The following is a 20,124-nucleotide window of genomic DNA, read 5'->3' on the forward strand; positions in this document are numbered from 1 at the left end:
CCGCCGCTCCTCTCCCCGCACCCGCTCGGGCGCCCCTCAGACCGTGGGGCTCAGCGCAGGCGCAGCGCCTCGCGCACGGTGGTGAACAGGTCGGTCTGGTCGGTGACGCCGAGGACCCGGTAGGCCTGCGGGCCCTGGGCGGCGATACGGACCTCGGTGCCGGTGTGCTCCTGGGACTGGCCCGGCGTGTTGGTCGAGTAGTTGACCTTCAGCTGCCCGCCCTCGTCGGTGACCAGCGTGGCGGACAGGCCGGGCGGGGTGGCGTCCACCGGGACGATCTGGCTGCTGTGGCCGTGGTCGGCGGTGGTCACCACGAGCGTGTCGGGGTGCTTGGCGGCGTAGTCGCGGGCCACCTCGACCGCGCGGTCGAAGGCGGCGGTCTCGCCGATCTGGCCGCACGGGTCGGCCGCGTGGTCCTGCTTGTCGATCGAGGCGCCCTCGATCTGGAGGAAGAAGCCCTGCTGGGAGCGGCCGTGCTTCTGCTTGGCCTCCAGGAGCTGGATCGCCTTGGTGGCGGAGTCGGCCAGGCTCGGGGTGGCCGAGGGGCGATCGGGGTTGGAGGTCACGCACCGCTGCGGGGCGGTGCCGCCGACGGCGGCGGCCTTGCCGGTCCACTCCACCGGCACGTTGCCCTGGGCGAACAGGCCGAGGACCGGCTTGCCGGCCTTCGCGGCCTTCATCGAGGCGGCGTCGGTGACGACCTGGTAGCCGAGCTTCTGCGCCTGCTGGGTGACGGTCAGGCCCTTGTACCTCCCGTCGGTGACCTTCTGGTCGAAGCGCTGCTTGCCGCCGCCGAAGAGGACGTCCACCTTGTGGTTGACGGACTGCTCGGCGATGGAGCCGGGGCCGCCGGCCTTCAGGGTGTCCCCGGCGCACTTGGCCATGTCGGCCGGGCCCTGGCAGGAACGGTCGGTGACGTGCGAGGCGAGCACCGCCGGGGTGGCGTCGGTGAGTTCCGCCGTGGTGACGCTGCCGGTCGCGTAACCGTTGCGCTGTGCCAGCTCCAGGATCGTCGGGACGGCCTTGTCCGTGCCCGGCGTCTTGGAGATGCGGCCGTTGACCGTCTTGTGTCCGGTGGCCCAGCCGGTGCCGCTCGCGGCGGAGTCGGTGACGTAGTCGGGGGTGCCGTCGGCGTGCACCGCGTACGTCGTGTAGGCGCCGGTCAGCGGGAACCGGTCCATGTTCAGGCGGCCGGCCGCGCCCACCGTGTAGTCCCGGGCGAGGGTGATCTCGGAGTCCCCCATGCCGTCGCCGATCAGCAGGATGACGTTCTTCGCCTTGCCGCCCTGGACGGCGTGCCGGGCGTGCTGCGCGCCGTCCGAGGCGCCGGCCACGGTGGTGGCCGTCAGGGCGGCGGCGGTGGCGGCGGCCAGCGCGGTGGCGATGGTGAGCCGGCGACGGGTGGGTCTGTGCATGGGAGCGACTCCTTGGAATGGTCCGTGCGATCCGTACGACGGGCAGGGCGTACGGGTGCCTCACGGCTGCCGATGGAGTGCAGCCCACCAGCCGCTGGTGAACCACGGGGAAAGAGTTGACCCGGCCTTGGTTGCGCGGGCATGACAGCCGACCGCGGCGAGTGCGGCCGGTTCAGTCCGTACGGGCCGGTCCGGCCGGTGCCGCCAGGACGAGCTGGGTCAGCGGGGTGTCGTCGCCCGAGTCCAGCGTGACCCGGTAGAGCCCCGGCGCCGGAACGGTGACGCGGCCCGCGACGACGTCCTCGCCGCGGTCCCCGGCACCGCCCGCGTCCTCGGGCTCCTCGGCGTACGGGTCGTACCCGGCGTACAGGGCGGTGCGCGCGCGGAAGCCCGCCGGTGCGCCGACCTCCTCGACCGTGCACTCCAGGCCCGCCGGGTCGTCCGCGCCGTGCACCCGCACCGCCCAGTGGGTGCCGGGCGCGACGAGGTCGGGCACCCCGAGCCCCAGCCCGGCCGCGGCCTGCGGCGGGCCGAGGTGCTCGTCCTCCTCCAGGAACGAGGTGACCGCGTCCAGGGCGGCCTGCCCCTTGGCCAGCGCCCCGTGCTGGAGGGCCAGCGGCACCGTGACCCGGGTGAGGGCGGCGGACTCCCGGTGCACGGTGCCGTCGCCCGCGACGTCGAACCGGCGGGGCGCGCCGTCCGCGTCCCGCATCAACTCCCCGTCGCCGTGGTGCCGGTAGGAGTGCTCGAACGGCTCCACCACGCCCTGGCGCAGCGCCAGCGACTGCACCGTGCGCTGGCTGATGCCGACCACGGCCCGGTGCCCGGGCAGCGTCCGGCCGCGCAACCGGTCGTGGAAGGCCTGCGCCTGCTCGGCGAGGTCCTTGTCCCCGCCGAGGTCGGCGACGTCGACCGCGGTGAGCCGCCGTACGGTCATGCCCTCGTCCAGGCACGGGAACGTGGGCAGCAGGTCGTGCAGGCCGGGCAGGGTCGCCGCGAGGTCGCGCAGCCGCCGGTGCGGCAGCGGCACCGGCGTGCCCCGGCCCGTGTTGAGGATCAGCGCGGCGGCGGCCGACCCCTGGAAGGGCGTACCGAGCGTGAGCACGCCCCGGGTGTCCGCCGCGAGGTCGCCGTCCGGGCCGTCGGTGAGCGCGGCCAGCGTGAGCAGCCCGCCCATGGAGTGGGCGACGAACACCAGACGGCCCTCGCGCTCGTCGACGCGGTGCCTGCGGGCCGCCGCGTGCGCCGGGTGCGCGCGCCACCGTTCCAGGTGCGCCCGCGCCGCCCCGGCGAGCAGCCGCGCGTTCACGGCCACCGGCAGCCGCCAGTCGTACGGGAACTCCAGGACCGCCGCCGGGTCGGCCACGCTCCGCGTGACGGTCGCGACCAGATCGGTGTACGGCTCCACCCCGCGCAGCACGGGGCTCCACGCCGGCGTCGCCAGCAGCCTGCGGGCGACGACGCGGCCGAGGCGCCCCTCGCGTTCGTCCGGCGTCAGGTGCAGCGGGCGCAGCCCCCCGGGAGCGGTCCAGGCCCGCAGCAGCCAGCCGGAGTTCGCGAGCCCCCACACCACCGTGTCCCGCTCGGTGTCGTACAGCTCGCTGCCCATGATGCCCGGGACGACGACCACGGCGTCCTGCGTCGTGTTCGGGGACAGGCCGGGCGTGCGGTAGGACCGGTGGGGTGCCGGATACGGGTGCGGCGGTTGGCTCATGAGGGAAGAATAGGGAGCATGCAGCGGGGGGCGGGCGCACTTGCCGGAAGCGGGGACACGCCGTCCGGGGCGCTGCCGGCAAGCGCGCGGGAGCACGGCCCGGACGGTGAACGGGCAGCCGAGCGGCTGCTGGTGACGGTCGCCGTGCGCGACTACGACGACGACGCCGGCGAGTTCGCCGACGGCATCGACGAACAGCTCTCCGTCCTCGACGCCTGGTGGTGCCCGCCCGGCGCCGGGGAGCCGTTTCGCAAGGTGCCCCAGCCGGACCTGCGTGAACGCCACGACGTGGAACGGTTCCTGCACGAGGCGGGCGTGCGCGAGACCCGCGCGAAGGCCCTGGTCCTCTTCGTCACCGGCCACGGGAAACTGGGCGCCTCCGGGACGCACTTCCTGCAACTGCCGGCGACGCAGCCCCGGCGGCAGCTGGCGACGGCCGTGCGCACCAGCGAGATCGTCGCCGCCGCCCTCGACTCCCACGCCGAACACGTCCTGGTCATCGTCAACACCTGCTACGCACGGGGCGTCGCCGACGAACTCGTGCGGCTGTACCGGGAGATCGGCCCGAAGCGGCGGCACGGCGGCACCCTGGAGGTGATCGCCACCTGCGACCACGACCAGCTGGTCCACGTACGGCGCTTCCCCTCCGTGCTGCGCCGCGTCCTGGACCGGCTGCGCACCACCGCCCAGATCACCAGCCCGTGGCTGAGCGTCGCCCACCTGATGACCGAGTTCGAGAACGAACTGGGCTCCGACGCGGAGCGGCGCAAGCACCGGCTGCACCGGGTCGTCGAGGGCGCCGGCCAGACGACCCCCACACCGTGCCTGCCCAACCCCGGCTACCGGCCCCCGCGCGAGGTGGTCGCCCCCGCGCGCCGCCAGGTCGCCACGCCCGCGGACGACATCGACGTGTGGCTGGCGCGGGCCAGCGGGAGACCCCAGGAGGACGACCCCGGCTGGTACTTCAGCGGGCGGCGCCGGCTCAACCGGGAGCTGACCGACTTCCTCGGGCGGCCGGGCGGCGTCCTGCTGCTGACCGGTACGGCGGGCAGCGGGAAGTCGGCGGTGCTGGGGCGGGCCGTGACGCTCAGCGACCCGCACTTCCGCGCCCATCCCCGCTACCGCGACGCCGTCGGCTCGGCCCCGCCCGGGACCGTCCCCGCGGCGGAAGCGGTGTCCGTCGCCGTCCTCGCCCGGCAGCACTCCGCCCCCGGCGTGCTCAGGGAACTGCTCGTGGGGCTCGGCATCGAGCCGAGCCCGCCCGGCCCGACGGACGATCCGGTGGAGCGGTGGACCGCCCTCCTCGACGCCCACCTCAGCGAGCCGGGGGACCCGGTGACCGTGGTGCTGGACGGGCTCGACGAGGCGGTCGAGCCGTTCCGGATCGTGCACGGCGTCCTCGCCCCGCTCAAGGCCCACTGCGCGCCCCCGCCCGCCGCCCCCCTCCCGGGCCCCCGCCGCGCCGGCCCGGACCGGCGCCGCCTCAGCCTGGTCATCGGCGTACGCAGCAGCCGCCCGCCCGCCGGGGAGGATCCGGCCACGGCGAAGCCGGAGGGTGAGGGGCCGGAGGGCGGCGGGCCGGAGTGTCACGGGCCGGAGGGTGACGGGCCGGAGGGTGACGGGTCGGTAGGGGGCGCCGGTCCGGGGGCCGAACGGGATGCCGGTGCCGTGCCCGAGGGGGGACGGGCCGGGAGCCGTGACCCAGGGCTGCTCTCCGCGCTCCGCGAGGTCTTCCCCTCGGCGACGGTGCTGCGGACGGACGGCCCCGGCAGCCGTGACGACATCGCCGACTACGTGGAGGCGCTCATCGGCCCGGACCCCACCGACCGCGCGGGCGTGCGCGAGGCCGCCGAGACGGTCGCCGACGAGGTCTGGCCGTCGTTCCTCGACGCCCGGCTGGCGGGCGAGCAACTGCGGGCCGCCGCGGACCCGGCCGAACTGGTCGCCAGTCCGCAGTGGCGGGACCTGCTGCACGCGGGGACCACCGGACTGCTCCGCCGCGACCTGCTCCTGGCGGGGGAGGAGGGCCTGCCGCCGGACGTGGCCCTGGCGCTCTTGCGCTCCGGCGCGTTCGCCCTCGGGGCGGGGATCCCCTGGTCGAACGTGTGGCCGACGGTGGCCGGGGCGCTGCTGGGCCGGCCGATCGACGACCCGGACCGCATGATCGGCACCCTGCTGAGCGGCGGCCTCGCCGGCTACCTGGCCCACGACCACGAGGACGATCGCCTGGTCTACCGTCCGGCCCACGAGCGCCTGGCCGAAATCCTCCGCGACCCCCGGCAGGACCTCCTTCCCGATCCCTCGGAGGAACCCGTCCCGCCGTACGCCCCCACAGCGCGGTACGGCACCGAGCCCCCGGCAGGCGCCGCCCAGCCCCCCGCCGCCCAGCCCCCCGGCCCCCGCCCCCCGGCCGATCCCGGCCTTCCCGATCCCGGCCTTCCTGGGCCCGCCGGCTCCCCGGAGGTGCGCGATGAGTGAGGCCGACGCCGGGGCGGGGAGCGGGGCGTGGGCCGTGGCGGGGGAGGCGCACCGGCTCATCGCCAAGGCGCTCGCGGGGCTCGTCGCCGAGGACCCGGCCGTTCCGCCGCACCCCTACCTGAGCCGGCACCTCGCCGACCACGCCGCACGGGGCGACGTGCTCGACGACGCGCACGTGCCGCTCGCCGTGCTGCCCTGGGAGACCAGCAGGAAGGTCCGCACGCTGCTGCGGCGGGCGGGCGACGCCGGCCGGCGGCAGGAGTGGCTGGAGGCCTGGGCCGGTATCGAGCCCTTCCTCGGCGACGCCGGCCCGGAGGCCCGGCTGACCAGCCTGCACCTCGCGCACCACGCCGCCACCCGCCGCCGTACGCCGCTGTCGGCCCTGCCCGCGACGGCGCGGCGCCTGGCGGGTTCGCGCCTCACCCCGCTGTGGAGCGACTGGACCGCCGCGGACAACGTCCTCGCCGTCACCGACACCGTCGTCGAGTCCCTGGCCCACACGACGACGCCGGACGGCCGGCACCTGCTGATCACCGGCGACAGCCGCGGCACGCTGCGCAGGTGGGAGACGTACGGCGCTCCGGTCGGCGCCCCCGCGCACACCCACGGCGGTGCCATCCAGCACCTGCTGCCCCTCCCGGACGAGTTGCTGGTGTCCGGCGGTACGGACGGGACCGTACGGGTGTGGAACAGCACCCGCGGCCAACTGCTCGCCGACGCCGTCCACCGCCCCCGCACCTGGGTCAGCGGCCTCACGCTCCTCGCCCCGGCGGACGGACCGCCCCGCATCCTCGTCGCCCACAGCGACGGTCACCTCACGGCGCTGGACCCCGGCACCTTCCACGTCGTGGACACGATCGGCCCCGCCGGCCGGCTCCCGAGCCTCGATAACGCGCCGGCGATCCTGACGGGGGTGGGCCTGGAGCGGGCGCGGGGCATGGCGCTCGCCGTCGTGCAGGGCCGCCGCGTGCGCGTGTGGCGGCCGGGTCAGGACCTCGTCCAGCTCGGCGAGCACGCGGACGAAGTACGGGCCGTCGTGGACCTGCCCGCCCCGAACCAGTTCGTGACCTGCGACGACGCCGGGAACCTCGGGTTCTGGGACGTGTCGGCGGCGGGCGGCACGCTGGTGGCGCCGCCGTCCCCCGCCCGGTCGGTCACGGCGCTGGTGGCCGTGCCGGTGGACGGCGAGCCGGCTGTGGTCTCCGCCGGTGCAGACCATGTGCTGCGGGTGTGGAGCCCCCACGCCCTGCGCACCGTCGGCGGCCCGCTCGAAGGGCACACGGCCGCGCCGCTGGCGCTGACCGCCCTGCCGGGCGACGCGCCGCTCGTCGTCTCCGCGGGCGCGGACCGGACGCTGCGCCGCTGGAGACTCACGGGCCACGGCAGCCGTACGGCGCCGCAGGTCCGCCGGTCGGTCGTCGCCGCCGCCCTGCCCGACGGGCCCGCGAGCGCCGCACCGCTCCTCGTCGCCGTGGCCGACGAGGAGGACACCACGCTGTGGAACGCGGAGACCGGCGCCCACGTGACCCTGCCCCTGGGCGACGCCACCGTGACGGCCTTCGCGTGGACCACGGCCTGGGACGGCCCCCTGCTGGTCACCGCCCACAGCGACGCGAGCGTCCAGATGTGGTCGGTCGGCCCGCGCGCCGGCCTCGACCTCGCCGGGGCGCCGGCGCGTCGCGGCACCCTGCTGAGCCACAGCCTGCCCGTGCAGACCATGGTGGCCTTCCCGGACGGCGGCGGACGGACCCTGCTGGCCACCGGCGGCGCGGACGGCACCCTGAGTCTGTGGGACCTCGAACGCCAGAGCCGGCTCGCGTGCTGGGACGACCACATGCTGAGCGTCCGGGACCTCGCCGTGGTCCGCACCGGCCCCGGACCGGTCGTCGTCTCGGCCGGTGCGGACGGCACCCTCCGGCGGTGGGACCCGGACACCGGACCGGCGGGTGCGCCCGTCCACTGCGGCCAGCAGGGCGTCCACGCCGTGGCCGCCGTACCGGCCGCGCCCGACGAGCCCGCGCTCGTGGCGTCGGGCGGCGAGGACGGGACCGTACGCCTGTGGGACGCGCGGACGCTGCGGCCGGACGGAGACGCGCTGGACGCCGCCGACGGCCCCGTCACGGCCCTCGCCTGCTTCACCACCCCCGCCGGGCGCCCGTACGTGGCGGCCACCGGGCCCAGCGGCACCGTCCACCTGTGGGACGTCACCGCCCGGACCCGGCTGACGCGCATCGTGACCGGCAGCCCCCTCGGCGTCCTCCAGGCACGGCAGGGGGACGGCGCCGGGCCGCAGGCGCACCCGCAGCCGTATCCACAGGGCCGGCCGCACCAGAACCCCGTCCTCCTGGCGGCCGGAAGAGCGGGGCTGCACCTGTTCGGACTCGACCTGGAGCCCTTCTGAGGCACCGCACATCACCGCGTCACCCCGTGACCGACGCGCCACGGACAGCCCGACGACGGCCCCCGGCCCAGGCGCCCCGAGACGGACGTGCGCCCTCCGGATGCCTCCGCGCCTCCCCCGCGCGCCCCCGTGTGCGGGCCGAAAACCGCCCCTGCGGAGTGCTGTTGCGGGACAATGATCGCTCGAATGTCCCGTCGGCACATGCACCGCGGCCTCCGGCGGAACACGGGTGGAACACACGGGGCACGTACTTCGCCGGCGGGCGCCCCGCGCAGCCGGCGGTGCGGTCCGACGGCGATCAGCGGCCCAGCAGCGAGGGTGTATGAACGGCACTTCCCAGGCGGCGACCGCCGCCCCTCAGGCGTTCCCTCCCGCAGGCCGCGGCCCCGCCGGCCGCAGCGCGTCCGCCGCCGTGGGGAGGGCCCGCGCGTGATGCAGCAGGCCGACGAACCCCCCGTGGCGCTGGTCGCCGGGCCGGAGCGGGGGATGTGGCGGCTGGGCAAGAGGAAGCAGCCGCTGGCCTACAACAGGCTGGAGCCCGAGACGAGCCAGGGTTCCAGCGCCGGCCGTTTCAGCCTGGCCACCTACGGGATGCTCTACTGCGCCACCGACCTGGCCGGATGCTACGCCGAGGCGCTGGCGCACTTCCGGGTCCACCCGAGGATGCGCCGCCTCATCGGCAACGACTGGGACCGCAGGCACAGCACCATGCGGCTGGGGCACCTGGCCTCCGGCTGGCGCGAGGACCACGTCCTCGTCCGGGTCGTCCCGCCCAAGGACGTCCGTTTCCTCGACGTCGACGCGACGGCGACCCGCGAGGTCCTCATGAAGGAGCTGCACGGCGAGCTGAGCGAGTGGGGCGTGGAGAACCGGCTCACCGACGAGCACATCCACGGCGGTGACCGCCGGATCGCCCGCCAGATCGCCGCGTGGACGGTGGCCCAGCGCAACCGCACCGGGCACAGGCTGGCCCAGGGCATCGCGTACCGCTCGGGCTACGGCGGCCGCCAGTGCTGGGCCGTCCTGGAGGACGTCGACCTGGAGGACGCGGAGCGCCGCCCCGTCCGCCTGGAGGACCCGGCGCTCCAGGAGGTCGCGACGGAGTACGGCCTGAGGCTGTTCTGAAGCACGCGCGTCTCAGACGCACGGGCCCCTTCCCCCCGGAGCGTGCGCGCCCTCCTGACGTACGCTCCGACGCGCCCTCTCCCGACCCGTCCGACGTGCGTCTCCCGGCCACCCGGCCGTCGCCCGAAGGAGTGGCGCGGCCCGCGCCCGGCCTGCTCTCGACAACCGCGCCCCTTCCCCGCAGCGACCAGCCGAACCCCCTGGTCACCCTCGCTCCCGCCCGCCCCACGGGGCCTCTCTCGGCCGGGCTCCGGGCAGGTATGAGGTGGGATTTCCGGGGGGTTCTCGGGGGGAAAGCGGTGGAGTAGCCGACGGGGCGAAGGGTAGACTTCCCTCAAGACACCCAGGGGGGAGCGATGTTGACCAGGCGTCCGTTACCCACCGACGCGCCGCGGCCGACCGTCGAACGGCCGGTCCGTGTGCCCGCGTCGGCGTCCGCCGTCACCTCCTCCCGCTCACGCGTGTCCCCGCGCATCGCCGCACCGCGGCGCACATCCGCGCGTCCTGAGACAGCGCCACCCACCACCCTTTGCCGCGGTGTCCGGAACACCGGGCCGGTGTGCCGAGGAAACGAGGAGATCATGGAGACCCTGACCGACCGGGACAGCCGGACCGACCAGGAGACCGAGGCCACCGCCCACGCCGGGACGGTGCAGGCCTCCACCGCGGACATCGCGCGCTTCCTCCAGGACAATTTCGGCCAGCGGCTGACGGCCTTCATCGCGGGCATCGAGGACCCCAAGCAGGTCGGCAAGTGGTGCAGTGGACAGAACAGTCCCCGCATCGACTCCGAACTGCGCCTGCGCGCGGCCCACCAGGTCTTCCGGATGATCGACCTCGCGGAGAACTGCCACACGGCAAGGGCCTGGATGATCGGGATGAACCCGCAGCTGGAGGACGACTCCCCGATCCAGGCCATCGCCGAGGACCGCCACAAGGACGCCATGGCGGCCGCGCGCTCCTACCTCAAGGGCGACCTCTGAAGGCGCACCGGCCACCGTTTCGACGGACCCGGCCGCCGGCGGGACCGCGAGGGCGGACGGGCCCGCGCGGTCCCGCCCCGCGCGCTCAGAGAGCCGGCGCCTCTTCCGCCCCCTTCTCACCGGCCGCACCGGTCTCACCGGCGGCCGTCTCACCCGCGTCCCCGTCCTCACCCGTCACGATGCGGCGGATCGTCCCCAGCGGCAGTTTGGGCGTGCCGTCGGTGAAGAGCAGTCCGTTGGTCTCCTGCGCCGTGTCCATGAACTGCGTGTAGCAGAAGCCCGTGACGACGGCGCTGGAGCGCAGCGCGCCGAACAGGCCGCCCAGCAGCTCGGCGTACTGGGTGTCGGAGCTGGTCCGGGTGTAGGAGAAGTCGTCGTTGTCGGCGCGCACCGAGAGCCCGCCGAACTCGGTGATCATCAGCGGCGCGTCCCCGGCGGCGTACCGCTCGACCTGGTGCGCGGTGACCGCCAGCACCCGCCCCTGCGGACCGGGACCGGCCAGTACGGCGTCGACGGCGGCGGCGTCACCGTAGCGCGCGGTGAGTTCCGCGGGGTCGCCGGAGTAGTCGTGCACGCCGAGGATGTCGCTGTCGGTGTGCTCCCACCCCTCGTTGGACAGCACGGGCCGGGTCGGGTCGAGGGCCCGGGTGAGGTTCGCCAGCGCGATGGAGTAGTGCCGCTGCGCGGGGTCGTGCGGGATGTCCGAGGCGCCCCAGCTCTCGTTGATCGGCACCCAGGTGACGAGCGACGGGTGGCTGCGGTCGCGCCGCACCAGATCCAGCCACTCCCGGGTGAGCAGCTCCACGGCCTCGGTCCCGAACTCGTACGCGGCCCCCGTCTCGCCCCACACCAGCAGACCGAGCCGGTCGGCCCAGTAGAGGAAGCGCGGGTCCTCGGCCTTCTGGTGGATCCGCACCGCGTTGAAGCCCATCGCCTTGATCAGCTCCACCTCGCGGCGCAGCTCGGCGGTCCCGGAGTTCGCGATCAGGGTGTCCGGGCGGTAGCCCTGGTTCAGGACCGAACGCACGTAGTAGGGGCGGTCGTTGAGCAGGAAGGCGCCGCGGCCGACACCGGCGCTGCGCAGACCCACGTAGCTGTCCACCGTGTCGAGGACCGCCGAGGTCCCGGCGTCGCGCACGGTCACCCGGGCGTCGATCAGGGTGGGCCGCTCGGGGCTCCACAGCAGGTCCTCGCGGTCGATGCCGTTGCGCAGCGCGGGGACCACCAGGTCGATCCGGCTGCGCGGGGTGCGGACCGCGGTGGTGCTCTCGGCCAGCACCTCGCCGTCGCGGCTCAGTACGATCTCGACGGCCAGCGGGGCGGTGGGGGGCGAGGCCAGGGTGACCTCGGCGAGGACGCCGCGCGCGGGGTCCGGGAGCCAGGCAAGGTCGGTGACGCGCTGGGCGGGCACCGTCTCCGTCCACACGGTCTGCCAGATGCCGGTGGTCCGGTCGTACCAGACCGCGTGCGGCCGGTCCTGCCAGTCCTGCTTGCCGCGCGGCTGCGCGAGGTCGGCCGGGTCGTCCTCGGCGCGCACGACGAGCACGTGCTCGTCGGCGCCGGGCCGCAGCGCGCCGGTCACGTCGGCGGTGAACGGCGTCTGCCCGCCCACGTGTTCGGCGACCAGGCGGCCGTCCAGCCAGACCTTCGCACGGTGGTCGACGGCTCCGAAGTGCACCAGCGTCCGCTCGCCGACGCCGGCCGCGAGGACCTCGTGCGCCACGCGGCGGCGGTACCAGACCACCCGGTGCGGCGCCCTCTCGCCGATACCGGAGGCGGGCGCCTCGGGCGGGTACGGGACGGTGATCTCCCGGTCGAAGGCGCCGGCCCCGTCCTCGGCGAACCACGCGTCGCGCTCGCCCACGTCGCCGTCGTCGTACCCGAAGTCCCAGACGCCGTCGAGGCTGTGCCACCGCTCCCGCTGCAGGATCGGCCTCGGATACGTTCCGTCCTGCTCGCTCGCCCTCACGACTCCTCCTTCTGCCTTTTCGGCATATCGCCGCCTTTTCCGGCGGCACCGGTGTCGGCGTTCTCAGCGTTCCTATAATCGAAGCCCTGTCATCATGAGTGATCGTTTGCATCGATGCAAGGGCGGTCGGGGTGCGGCGGCACGGCGCCGCCCCCGGTGCGGCAGACTCGGGGCCGACTCGACGGGAAGGAGCCCCTCCAGTGGCCAGAGTGCGGATGCGGGACGTGGCCGAGCACGCCGGAGTGTCCGTGCGGACGGTGTCGAACGTGGTCAGCGGCTATCCGCACGTGAGTCCGGAGACCCGGGCCAAGGTGCAGCGCTCGCTCGACGAACTCGGCTACCGCATGGACTACATGGCCCGCGGCCTGCGCTCGGGCCGCACCGGGTTCATCGCCCTGGCCGTGCCCTACCTCGCCGAGCCCTACTTCGCCGAGCTGGCCCAGGCCGTCATCCGGGCCGCGGGCCGGCGCGGGATCACCGTGCTGGTCGAGGCGACCGCCGGCGACAGCGAGGTGGAGCGGCGGATCCTGGAGGGCGGACTGACCAACGTCGCCGACGGCGTCCTGCTGAGCGCCCTGACGCTGCCCGCCACCGACGGCGCGGCGGCGCGCCCCGACTTCCCGCTGGTCATGCTGGGCGAGCACAGCGTCGGCGACCAGTTCCCGCGGGTCGGCATCGACAACGTGGCAGCCGCCCGCACCGCCGTGGAGCACCTGCTGGAGCAGGGCTGCCGCAGGATCGTCGCGCTCGGCCGCAACGGCAGCGAGAACGGCCGCCAGCGCACCGAGGGCTACCAGCAGGCGATGTCGGCGGCCCGGGTGCGGCGGGTCAACTGGCTGGTCGCGCCGGTCGACGACTGGACCAGGGAGCAGGGCTGCGCGGCCGTCGGGGAACTGCTGGAGGGCGACGGCCCGCTGCCCGACGCGATCTTCGCCTTCAACGACGCGCTGGCCGTCGGAGCGCTGCGGGCCCTGGACGCCTCCGGCGTGCGCGTGCCCGAGGACGTCGCGGTGGCCGGCATCGACGACATCCAGGAGGCGGCCTACACCCACCCGCCGCTCACCTCCATCGCCCCCGACCTGGACGTCATCGCCGAGCGCGCGCTCACCCTCCTGGAGGAACAGACCCAGCGGCGCACGGGCCGGCAGGGCCACGCCCGGCCCGGCACCGAAGGCCCCGCGGGCGCCGACGGTCCCGGTAGGGAACCCGCCACGGCGAGGCAGGAGGCGACCCCCTTCCGGCTGGTGGTCCGCGAGTCCTCCCTGCGGCGGCCCGCATCGGCGTGAGCACCGGCCGCCGTCCGCCCCGGGCGCTCCCGGCGGCTCGCCCCGTTCCGCGAGCCGGGGGCCCGGGGCCGGTGGGCGGCCGTTTCCGGGAAAGCCGCTGGATCCTCGGGCGCACCCCCCTTACCGTGGCGCCATGAGCGATCACCCGGAAGCGCCTGTCGCGCCCGTCGAGGTCCCCGAACCCCCCTACTACGTCGCTGTCTTCACCTCGGTGCGCACCCAGGACCAGAGCGGCTACCGCGAGACCGACGCACGCATGGAAGAGCTGGTGAAGGACGTCCCCGGGTACCTGGGGATGGACCACGCGCAGACTCCCGGCGGTCTGGGCATCACCGTCGGGTACTTCCGCGACGCCGAGGCACTCACGAAGTGGCGGTCCGACGCCGAGCACCGCGCGGCGCAGAAGCGCGGGCGGGACCAGTGGTACCAGAGCTACACGCTGCACGTGGCGAAGGTGGAGCGGAGCCACGGGTTCACGCGGGCGCAGAGCCCGCGGAGTTCGTAGAGCCCGTAGGGCCCGTGGGGTCGTAGGCCCGTAGCGCAGGCAGGGCCCGCAGAGTTCGCAGAGTTCGTAGGCCCGGGGCGTCGTGGGGTCGTAGAGCCGGCAGGGGACGTGGAGCCCGTGGAGTCCGCGGAGTCCGTGGAGTCCGAGGAGTTCGCAGAGCCCGCAGGCACCGCAGGCCCCGCAGGCTCCATCGGGGGTCGCAAGCCACGCAGCGCCCGCGGGCTCCCTCGGCGCCACGAGCCCGCACCCCCAGGCCCGCAATGTCCGACAGGGGGCTGACCGACCGGAGGCGCCCCGGCGGCCGTCCGCCGCCGCAGCGGTCGCCCGCCCCCGCCCGTCGTCCCAGAGGCCGCCCCACCCGTCGCCGGTACTCCGCCCCCGGTGTCCGAACCCGTGCGCAAGGCTACTTTCCGCCGATCTATTGCATCGTTGCAAAACGTGTGCCAAGGTCTGCGCCATCGAGTTCACATCGAGGTGACGAGGTGGATACCCCTATGAGCGGAGCGTTGGCGCGCCGGCGGTTCCTGGCCCTCGGCGGCGGCCTTGCCCTGACCGGAGGGCTCGCGGCGTGCTCCTCCCCGCTCGCGTCCGGCCTGACGGGTTCGCAGCCGAACACCGCGGACGTCATCTTCTGGAACCTCTTCACCGGTGGTGACGGCGCCAACATGGTGCTGATGGAGGACGCCTTCCGGAAGACCCACCCCGGCACCACGGTCGAGGCGACCATCCTGGGCTGGGGAAACCCGTACTACACGAAGCTGGCCCTGGCCACGGCGAGCGGTACGCCCCCGGACGTAGGCATCGCCCATCTGTCGCGGCTGCCCTTGCTGGCCGCCGCCGGCCTGCTGGAGCCCGTCGAGCGGACCGGGATCGCGGAGCTGGGCGTCACCGCGGACCGCTTCACGCCCGCCGCCTGGAAGAAGGCGACCGTGGACGGGACGGCGTACGCCGTCCCCCTGGACACGCACCCCTTCGTGCTCTTCTACAACGTGGACCTGGCCCGCAAGGCGGGCCTCCTGAACGCCGCCGGCGACGGCCTCACCCCGCTCAAGGGCAAGGAGGACTTCCTGGCCGCCGTGAAGGCGATGAAGGAGGAGGGCGGCGCCCAGTACGGGGCGGTGATGTCGATCACCGCCGACCCGTCCACCGCGTGGCGGTACTTCAGCATGATCTACTCCGGCCTCGCCGGGCCGATCGTCACCGACTCCGGCACCCGGGTCAGCATCGACGAGGAGGCGATGCGGGAGACGTTCGCCTTCATGCAGAGCCTCACCGAGGGCGGCCTGATGCCGAGGAGCCTCAACGGCTCCGGCGCGAACGCCCTGTTCAGCACCGGAAAGGCCGGCTTCCTCTTCGACGGCGAGTGGCAGATCCCCTCGTACCGGCTGGTCAAGGGCTTCCGCTTCGACGTCGTGCCCTTCCCGGCGCTGCTCGGCCCCAAGCCGGTGGCGTACGCCGACTCGCACGCCCTGGTCGTCCCGCGCAACGCCGCCCGCTCCGCGGCCCGCACCCGCGACGCGGCCCGGTTCATCAAGAGCCTGCTGGACAACAGCGCCGTGTGGGCGCAGGGCGGCCACATCCCCGCGTGGCTGCCGACCCAGCGCAGCAAGGCGTTCCTCGACCAGTCCCCGCAGCGCAACTACGTGCGGGCCGCCTTCGACGCCCAGTACGACCCCGCCGCCTGGTACACCGGCGCGGGCTCGGACTTCCAGAGCACCGTGGGCTCGACGATCATCGACGTCCTCTCCGGGCGGACCAGCCCCAAGGGCGCGGTCGCCGGCATGCGCGCCGACCTGAAGCGCTACACCACGGCCCGACCGCCGGTCACGATGAAGTAGGAGGCAGCCACCATGACGACCGCCGTCCCGACGCGACCGGCACCCACGGCACCCGCGCTCACCCCGGCGCGCGAGCGTCCGCCCCGCTCCGAACGCCGGGCCGGTGCGCTGCTGAGCGCCCCCTTCCTCGTGATCTACCTGCTGTTCCTGGTCGGCCCGCTGCTCGTGGGCGTGGTCCTCAGCTTCTTCAACACCACCACCGTCAAGGACGGCCTGGGCGACTGGGTCGGCCTGTCGAACTACTCCGAGGTGGTCGGCGACCCGCTGTTCTGGGACGCCATGTGGCACTCGGTGCTCTTCACCCTGCTGACCACCCCGCCGCTGGTCGTCCTCGCGCTGGCCTTCGCCATCCTCGCCGCCCGCATGCCGCGCGGCCGGACCTTCTACCGCTTGGCCTTCTTCGCGCCGTACGTGGTGCCCTCGTCCGTGGTCGCGCTGATCTTCCTGTGGATGTACACCCCGCAGATCGGGCTGCTCCCCAAGCTCTTCGGCGCCGTGGGGCTGCCGGTGCCCGACTTCATCGGCAGCACCGCGGGCGGCTGGACCGCGGTGACGCTGATGACGCTGTGGTGGACGTTCGGCTTCAACTTCGTCCTCTACACCGCGGCGATCCAGGACGTCCCGCCGGACGTCTACGAGGCGGCCGCCATCGACGGGGCGGGTCCCTGGCAGCAGATCCGGCACATCACGGTGCCGCTGCTCGGCCGGACCACGAGCCTGGTGCTGATCCTGCAGATCCTCGCCTCGCTCAAGGTCTTCGACCAGATCTACCTGCTGCTGACCGGCGGCCCGAACCAGTCCACCCGGCCGGTCATCGAGTACATCTACGACACCGGCTTCACCTCCTACCGGGGTGGCTACGGCGCTGCCGCCACCATGGTCTATTTCGTCATCATCGTCGCGGTATCAGCGGCCTGGTACGGGCTGCGGCGCCGACGCGCGGCCGGCTCCGCGGCCTGAGTGGAGGACACCTTGACCACCGTCACCCAGCCGCGGCCCACCACGGGGCCCGCCTCGCCCGCGCTCGACCGCACGAAGCTCTTCAACCGGCTCTGCGCCGTCTGCCTGACCCTGTTCGCCCTGATCTGGCTGGTGCCGTTCGCCTGGGCGCTGATCACCTCGCTGCGCTCCGACGGGTCGATCACCCAGAACCCGACCTCGCCGTTCGCCGGCGGCTGGTCCCTGCACGCGTACTCCTACGCGTGGGACAACTACCCCATCGGCAGCTGGTACCTGAACAGCCTGGTCATCTCGACGCTCGCCGTGCTCTTCACGGTGGTCTTCTGCTCGATGGCGGGCTTCGCGCTGGCGCTGCTGCGCTTCCGCGGCCGCACCGCCGTGCTGGCCCTGGTCGGGGCCGGGCTGATGCTGCCGAGCGAGGCGCTGGTGCTGCCGCAGTTCATCGAGTACCGGTCACTGCACCTGCTCGGCACCTTCTGGGCCCTCGTCCTGCCCTCGGTCGCGGCCCCGGTGTCCGTCTTCGTCTTCCAGGCGTTCTTCCGCGGCATCCCCCGCGCCCTGATCGAGGCGGCCCGCCTGGACGGGGCGAGCTGGTGGCGGGTCTACGCCACGGTCTGCATGCCCCTGTGCCGCCCGGCCGCCTCCACGGTCGCCATCCTCACCTTCATCACCTCGTGGAACTCCTTCCTCTGGCCGCTGCTCGTCCTCAACCAGACCAAGTCGCAGACCATCCCGGTCGGCCTTGCCTCCCTGGTCAACAACAGCAACATCCAGTACGCCGAGGTCATGGCCTCCTCGGTCCTCGGGTTCCTGCCCCTCATCGCGGTCTTCCTGGTCTTCCAGCGGCAGATCGTCCAGGGCATCGCGACGACCGGCATCAAGTGAGGGCCCGCGCGGGGCTGACGACGGCTCGATCGCGTGCGGGGGCGGGGCGGGGCGCTGCATAGAATCGCCTCCATGCCGAACGCTGATGAGCTGCTCACCGCCGTCGCAGCGATGGTGGAGTCGGAGCCGAGCAATCAGATGCCGCTGACCGTGGTCGTCGACGGTGCCGTCATCACCGGCCGACTGGCTCCCGAGAGCATGTGGCGCGAGCGCGTCTCGGAGGTCCTGAGGACGTCGGAGCGGCTGGGCCCGTTCTCCGACGTCTTCACCGGCCACCGGAGTACGGCGCGGTCCGGGCCCGGCGGGATGCCCACGCACCTGCACTTCCACCTCGCGCGGATCGTGCAGGGCACCGTCGGCATCCCGGAGACGGGCGGGATGTACCGGGTGGCGATCAAGGACGTCAGCGCCTGGACCGTGGGCGACCTCAGCTATTCGGAGCAGTGAGGCGCCGGTCCTGCCGGGTGGTGTCCCCGCCCGCCTGTGTGAGGGGGCGGGGGCAGTGCCTCAGGGGCGCCGGCCCGGGCCCGCGGCGGGCTGCCGCCGCGCACCGCGGCGCGGCGCCTCCTCCGCGGGACGGCCCTTGCCCCCGCCACCGCCGTTGCCGCTCCCGCCGCTCCGGCCACCGCTCCCGCTGCTCCCGCCGGCTCCGTTGCCGCTCCCGCTGCTCCGGCCACCGCCGTTGCCGCTCGCACTGCTTCGGCCGGCTCCGTTGCCGCTCCTGCCGCCGCCGCTGCTGCTTCGGCGACCGCGTCCGCGGGCCGAGGACGGCGCGGCGCGGCGCGGGGCGGGCTCCGCGGGCGGGTCCACGATGACGACGGGGACTCCCGACGGCTCCTGGGCGCCCGTGATCCGGCTCAGTTCGCTGTCACCGGCCCGTACCGGCGTGATCTGCGGGCGGATGCCGGCCGCGGCCATCAGCCGGCTCACGTCGCGGCGCTGGTCGGGGGTGACCAGGGTGACGACGCTTCCGGAGGCGCCGGCGCGGGCCGTGCGCCCGCCGCGGTGCAGGTAGTCCTTGTGGTCGCTGGGCGGATCCACGTTGACGACCAGGTCGAGGTGGTCGATGTGGATGCCGCGCGCGGCGACGTTGGTCGCCACCAGCACCGTCACCCGCCCGTCCTTGAACCGGTCCAGGGTCCGGGTGCGCTGCGGCTGGGACTTGCCGCCGTGCAGGGCCGCCGCGCGCACGCCGCTGTTCAGCAGGTGCTTGGTCAGCCGGTCCGCCGCGTGCTTGGTGTCCAGGAACATGATCACCTGGCCGTCGCGCGCCGCGATCTCGGTCGTCGTGCGGCGCTTGTCCGTGTCGTCCACGTGGAGCACGTGGTGCTCCATCGTCGTGACGGCCCCGGCCGACGGGTCGACCGAGTGGACCACGGGGTCGGACAGGTAACGGCGCACCAGCAGGTCGACGTTGCGGTCCAGGGTGGCCGAGAACAGCAGCCGCTGCCCGTCGGGGCGCACCTGGTCGAGCAGCGCGGTGACCTGGGGCATGAAGCCCATGTCGGCCATCTGGTCGGCCTCGTCCAGGACGGTGGTGGCGACGTCGTCCAGCAGGCAGTCGCCGCGGGTGATGAGGTCCTTCAGCCGCCCTGGCGTCGCGACGACGACCTCCGCGCCCCTGCGCAGCGCGCCGGCCTGCCTGCCGATCGACATGCCGCCGACCACGGTGGCCGAACGCAGCCCCACGGAACGGGCGTACGGCGCCAGCGCGTCGGAGACCTGCTGGGCCAGCTCGCGGGTGGGCACCAGGACCAGGGCGAGCGGGCGCCGGGGCTCGGCGTGCCGTCCGGCCGTACGGGCCAGCACGGCGAGGCCGAAGGCGAGGGTCTTGCCCGATCCGGTACGGCCGCGGCCGAGCACGTCACGTCCGGCCAGGGAGTTGGGCAGAGTGGCGGCCTGGATCGGGAACGGTACGGTCACGCCTTCCTTGCCCAGGGTGGCCAGCAGCGGGGCCGGCAGGTCGAGGTCGGCGAACGACTCGGCGGCGGGCAGGGCGGGCGTGGCCGTCTCCGGCATCGCGAACTCGCCCTGGGGGGCGGCCTTCCGGCGCCCGTTCCCGGGGGAGCGGCGCGGGCGGCGTGCGGCGGTGGTACGGCCGGAGGCGGAGCCGCCGGAGCGGCCGTCGGCGCGGGTCGTGCGGGCACGGTCACGGTTCATGCGAAGCCTTCCTTGATGCGACGCGTATCAAGGAATTCCCGCAGTGATCGAGCAGCGCAGAGAATCGCGAGAACGAGCCGAAGGGTCCTGTTCGGTCGGTAATTCCTGCCCGGGTGAGGCCCAGAAATACGGCGAGCTGGGGCCCGCACCCCAAGGTGCGGGCCCCAGCTGCGAAAGTACGCGTCAGCGCAGGTGCGTCAGGCCGGGACGATGTTCTCGGCCGTCGGGCCCTTCTGGCCCTGACCGATCTCGAAGGTCACCTTCTGACCCTCCTGCAGCTCACGGAAGCCCTGGGTGGCGATGTTCGAGTAGTGGGCGAAGACGTCGGGGCCGCCGCCGTCCTGCTCGATGAAGCCGAAGCCCTTTTCCGAGTTGAACCACTTCACGGTGCCGGTAGCCATATTC

The 20,124-nt window shown here is 74.0% G+C and carries 15 protein-coding genes; 10 read left to right on the plus strand and 5 right to left on the minus strand.

What is annotated here, in order from left to right:
• Positions 1–50: 50 nt before the first annotated feature.
• A complete protein-coding gene (locus ACFC02_RS29285; protein WP_376363557.1) occupies positions 51–1,415 on the minus strand; it encodes an alkaline phosphatase in 1,365 nt (454 codons plus the stop codon).
• 172 nt (positions 1,416–1,587) lie between these two features.
• Positions 1,588–3,024, minus strand: a complete 1,437-nt coding sequence (locus ACFC02_RS29290; RefSeq protein ID WP_376363618.1) for a hypothetical protein — start codon at positions 3,022–3,024, stop codon at positions 1,588–1,590.
• 123 nt (positions 3,025–3,147) lie between these two features.
• Between ACFC02_RS29290 and ACFC02_RS29295 the strand changes: the two genes are divergently transcribed.
• The 4 genes from ACFC02_RS29295 to ACFC02_RS29310 all read left to right on the plus strand — a co-directional run bounded on the left by ACFC02_RS29295 (position 3,148) and on the right by ACFC02_RS29310 (position 10,116).
• Complete coding sequence (locus tag ACFC02_RS29295; protein WP_376363559.1) at positions 3,148–5,607, plus strand: AAA family ATPase; 2,460 nt, start codon at positions 3,148–3,150, stop codon at positions 5,605–5,607.
• A complete protein-coding gene (locus ACFC02_RS29300; protein WP_376363562.1) occupies positions 5,600–8,008 on the plus strand; it encodes a WD40 repeat domain-containing protein in 2,409 nt (802 codons plus the stop codon). Before ACFC02_RS29295 ends, ACFC02_RS29300 begins: the two co-directional genes overlap by 8 nt.
• Before the next feature lie 432 nt (positions 8,009–8,440).
• Complete coding sequence (locus ACFC02_RS29305; RefSeq protein WP_376363621.1) at positions 8,441–9,133, plus strand: RES domain-containing protein; 693 nt, start codon at positions 8,441–8,443, stop codon at positions 9,131–9,133.
• Positions 9,134–9,714: 581 nt separating this feature from the next.
• Entirely contained in the window at positions 9,715–10,116 is a 402-nt protein-coding gene (locus ACFC02_RS29310) for an XRE family transcriptional regulator (RefSeq protein WP_376363565.1), read from the plus strand.
• A gap of 85 nt (positions 10,117–10,201) precedes the next feature.
• Here the strand turns inward: ACFC02_RS29310 and ACFC02_RS29315 are convergent, their stop codons facing one another.
• Positions 10,202–12,085 carry a glycoside hydrolase family 2 protein gene (locus tag ACFC02_RS29315; protein ID WP_376363568.1) on the minus strand — a complete coding sequence of 628 codons (1,884 nt, stop codon included), beginning with the start codon at positions 12,083–12,085 and terminating at the stop codon, positions 10,202–10,204.
• Positions 12,086–12,300: 215 nt separating this feature from the next.
• On the opposite strand from ACFC02_RS29315, the gene ACFC02_RS29320 reads away from it, so the two are divergent.
• The 6 genes from ACFC02_RS29320 to ACFC02_RS29345 all read left to right on the plus strand — a co-directional run bounded on the left by ACFC02_RS29320 (position 12,301) and on the right by ACFC02_RS29345 (position 18,006).
• A complete protein-coding gene (locus ACFC02_RS29320; RefSeq protein ID WP_376363624.1) occupies positions 12,301–13,371 on the plus strand; it encodes a LacI family DNA-binding transcriptional regulator in 1,071 nt (356 codons plus the stop codon).
• Between the two features lie 133 nt (positions 13,372–13,504).
• Complete coding sequence (locus ACFC02_RS29325; RefSeq protein ID WP_376363571.1) at positions 13,505–13,876, plus strand: antibiotic biosynthesis monooxygenase family protein; 372 nt, start codon at positions 13,505–13,507, stop codon at positions 13,874–13,876.
• 494 nt (positions 13,877–14,370) lie between these two features.
• Positions 14,371–15,714: an extracellular solute-binding protein gene (locus ACFC02_RS29330; protein ID WP_376363574.1), complete on the plus strand. Its 1,344-nt coding sequence runs from the start codon at positions 14,371–14,373 to the stop codon at positions 15,712–15,714.
• 12 nt (positions 15,715–15,726) lie between these two features.
• On the plus strand, positions 15,727–16,674 hold the full coding sequence (locus ACFC02_RS29335; protein WP_360966085.1) for a sugar ABC transporter permease: 948 nt from the start codon (positions 15,727–15,729) through the stop codon (positions 16,672–16,674).
• 12 nt (positions 16,675–16,686) lie between these two features.
• The gene (locus tag ACFC02_RS29340) at positions 16,687–17,559 is read left to right on the plus strand and encodes a carbohydrate ABC transporter permease (protein WP_376363578.1); all 873 of its coding nucleotides are present in this window, start codon (positions 16,687–16,689) and stop codon (positions 17,557–17,559) included.
• A 72-nt stretch (positions 17,560–17,631) separates the two neighbouring features.
• Positions 17,632–18,006: a hypothetical protein gene (locus ACFC02_RS29345; RefSeq protein ID WP_360966080.1), complete on the plus strand. Its 375-nt coding sequence runs from the start codon at positions 17,632–17,634 to the stop codon at positions 18,004–18,006.
• Between the two features lie 60 nt (positions 18,007–18,066).
• Here ACFC02_RS29345 and ACFC02_RS29350 read toward each other — a convergent pair whose 3' ends face one another.
• Together ACFC02_RS29350 and ACFC02_RS29355 are read right to left on the minus strand one after the other, a co-directional pair.
• Positions 18,067–19,719 (minus strand): DEAD/DEAH box helicase, encoded by a 1,653-nt coding sequence (locus tag ACFC02_RS29350; protein ID WP_376363584.1) that lies wholly within the window; start codon positions 19,717–19,719, stop codon positions 18,067–18,069.
• A 197-nt stretch (positions 19,720–19,916) separates the two neighbouring features.
• Positions 19,917–20,120, minus strand: coding sequence for a cold-shock protein (locus ACFC02_RS29355; RefSeq protein WP_360981329.1), 204 nt, complete (start codon positions 20,118–20,120; stop codon positions 19,917–19,919).
• Positions 20,121–20,124 lie beyond the last annotated feature (4 nt).

The sequence above is a fragment of the Streptomyces sp. NPDC056160 genome (assembly GCF_042268205.1).
GTDB lineage: Bacteria > Actinomycetota > Actinomycetes > Streptomycetales > Streptomycetaceae > Streptomyces.

Bases quoted from the DNA above. Each gene is read 5' to 3' on its own strand.
- ACFC02_RS29290 (WP_376363618.1), bottom strand. From the start codon at position 3,024: ATGGGCAGCGAGCTGTACGACACCGAGCGGGACACGGTGGTGTGGGGG.
- ACFC02_RS29305 (WP_376363621.1), top strand. From the start codon at position 8,441: ATGCAGCAGGCCGACGAACCCCCCGTGGCGCTGGTCGCCGGGCCGGAG.
- ACFC02_RS29335 (WP_360966085.1), top strand. From the start codon at position 15,727: ATGACGACCGCCGTCCCGACGCGACCGGCACCCACGGCACCCGCGCTC.
- ACFC02_RS29320 (WP_376363624.1), top strand. From the start codon at position 12,301: ATGCGGGACGTGGCCGAGCACGCCGGAGTGTCCGTGCGGACGGTGTCG.
- ACFC02_RS29310 (WP_376363565.1), top strand. From the start codon at position 9,715: ATGGAGACCCTGACCGACCGGGACAGCCGGACCGACCAGGAGACCGAG.
- ACFC02_RS29325 (WP_376363571.1), top strand. From the start codon at position 13,505: ATGAGCGATCACCCGGAAGCGCCTGTCGCGCCCGTCGAGGTCCCCGAA.
- ACFC02_RS29300 (WP_376363562.1), top strand. From the start codon at position 5,600: ATGAGTGAGGCCGACGCCGGGGCGGGGAGCGGGGCGTGGGCCGTGGCG.
- ACFC02_RS29330 (WP_376363574.1), top strand. From the start codon at position 14,371: ATGAGCGGAGCGTTGGCGCGCCGGCGGTTCCTGGCCCTCGGCGGCGGC.
- ACFC02_RS29295 (WP_376363559.1), top strand. From the start codon at position 3,148: ATGCAGCGGGGGGCGGGCGCACTTGCCGGAAGCGGGGACACGCCGTCC.
- ACFC02_RS29350 (WP_376363584.1), bottom strand. From the start codon at position 19,719: ATGAACCGTGACCGTGCCCGCACGACCCGCGCCGACGGCCGCTCCGGC.
- ACFC02_RS29355 (WP_360981329.1), bottom strand. From the start codon at position 20,120: ATGGCTACCGGCACCGTGAAGTGGTTCAACTCGGAAAAGGGCTTCGGC.
- ACFC02_RS29345 (WP_360966080.1), top strand. From the start codon at position 17,632: ATGCCGAACGCTGATGAGCTGCTCACCGCCGTCGCAGCGATGGTGGAG.
- ACFC02_RS29285 (WP_376363557.1), bottom strand. From the start codon at position 1,415: ATGCACAGACCCACCCGTCGCCGGCTCACCATCGCCACCGCGCTGGCC.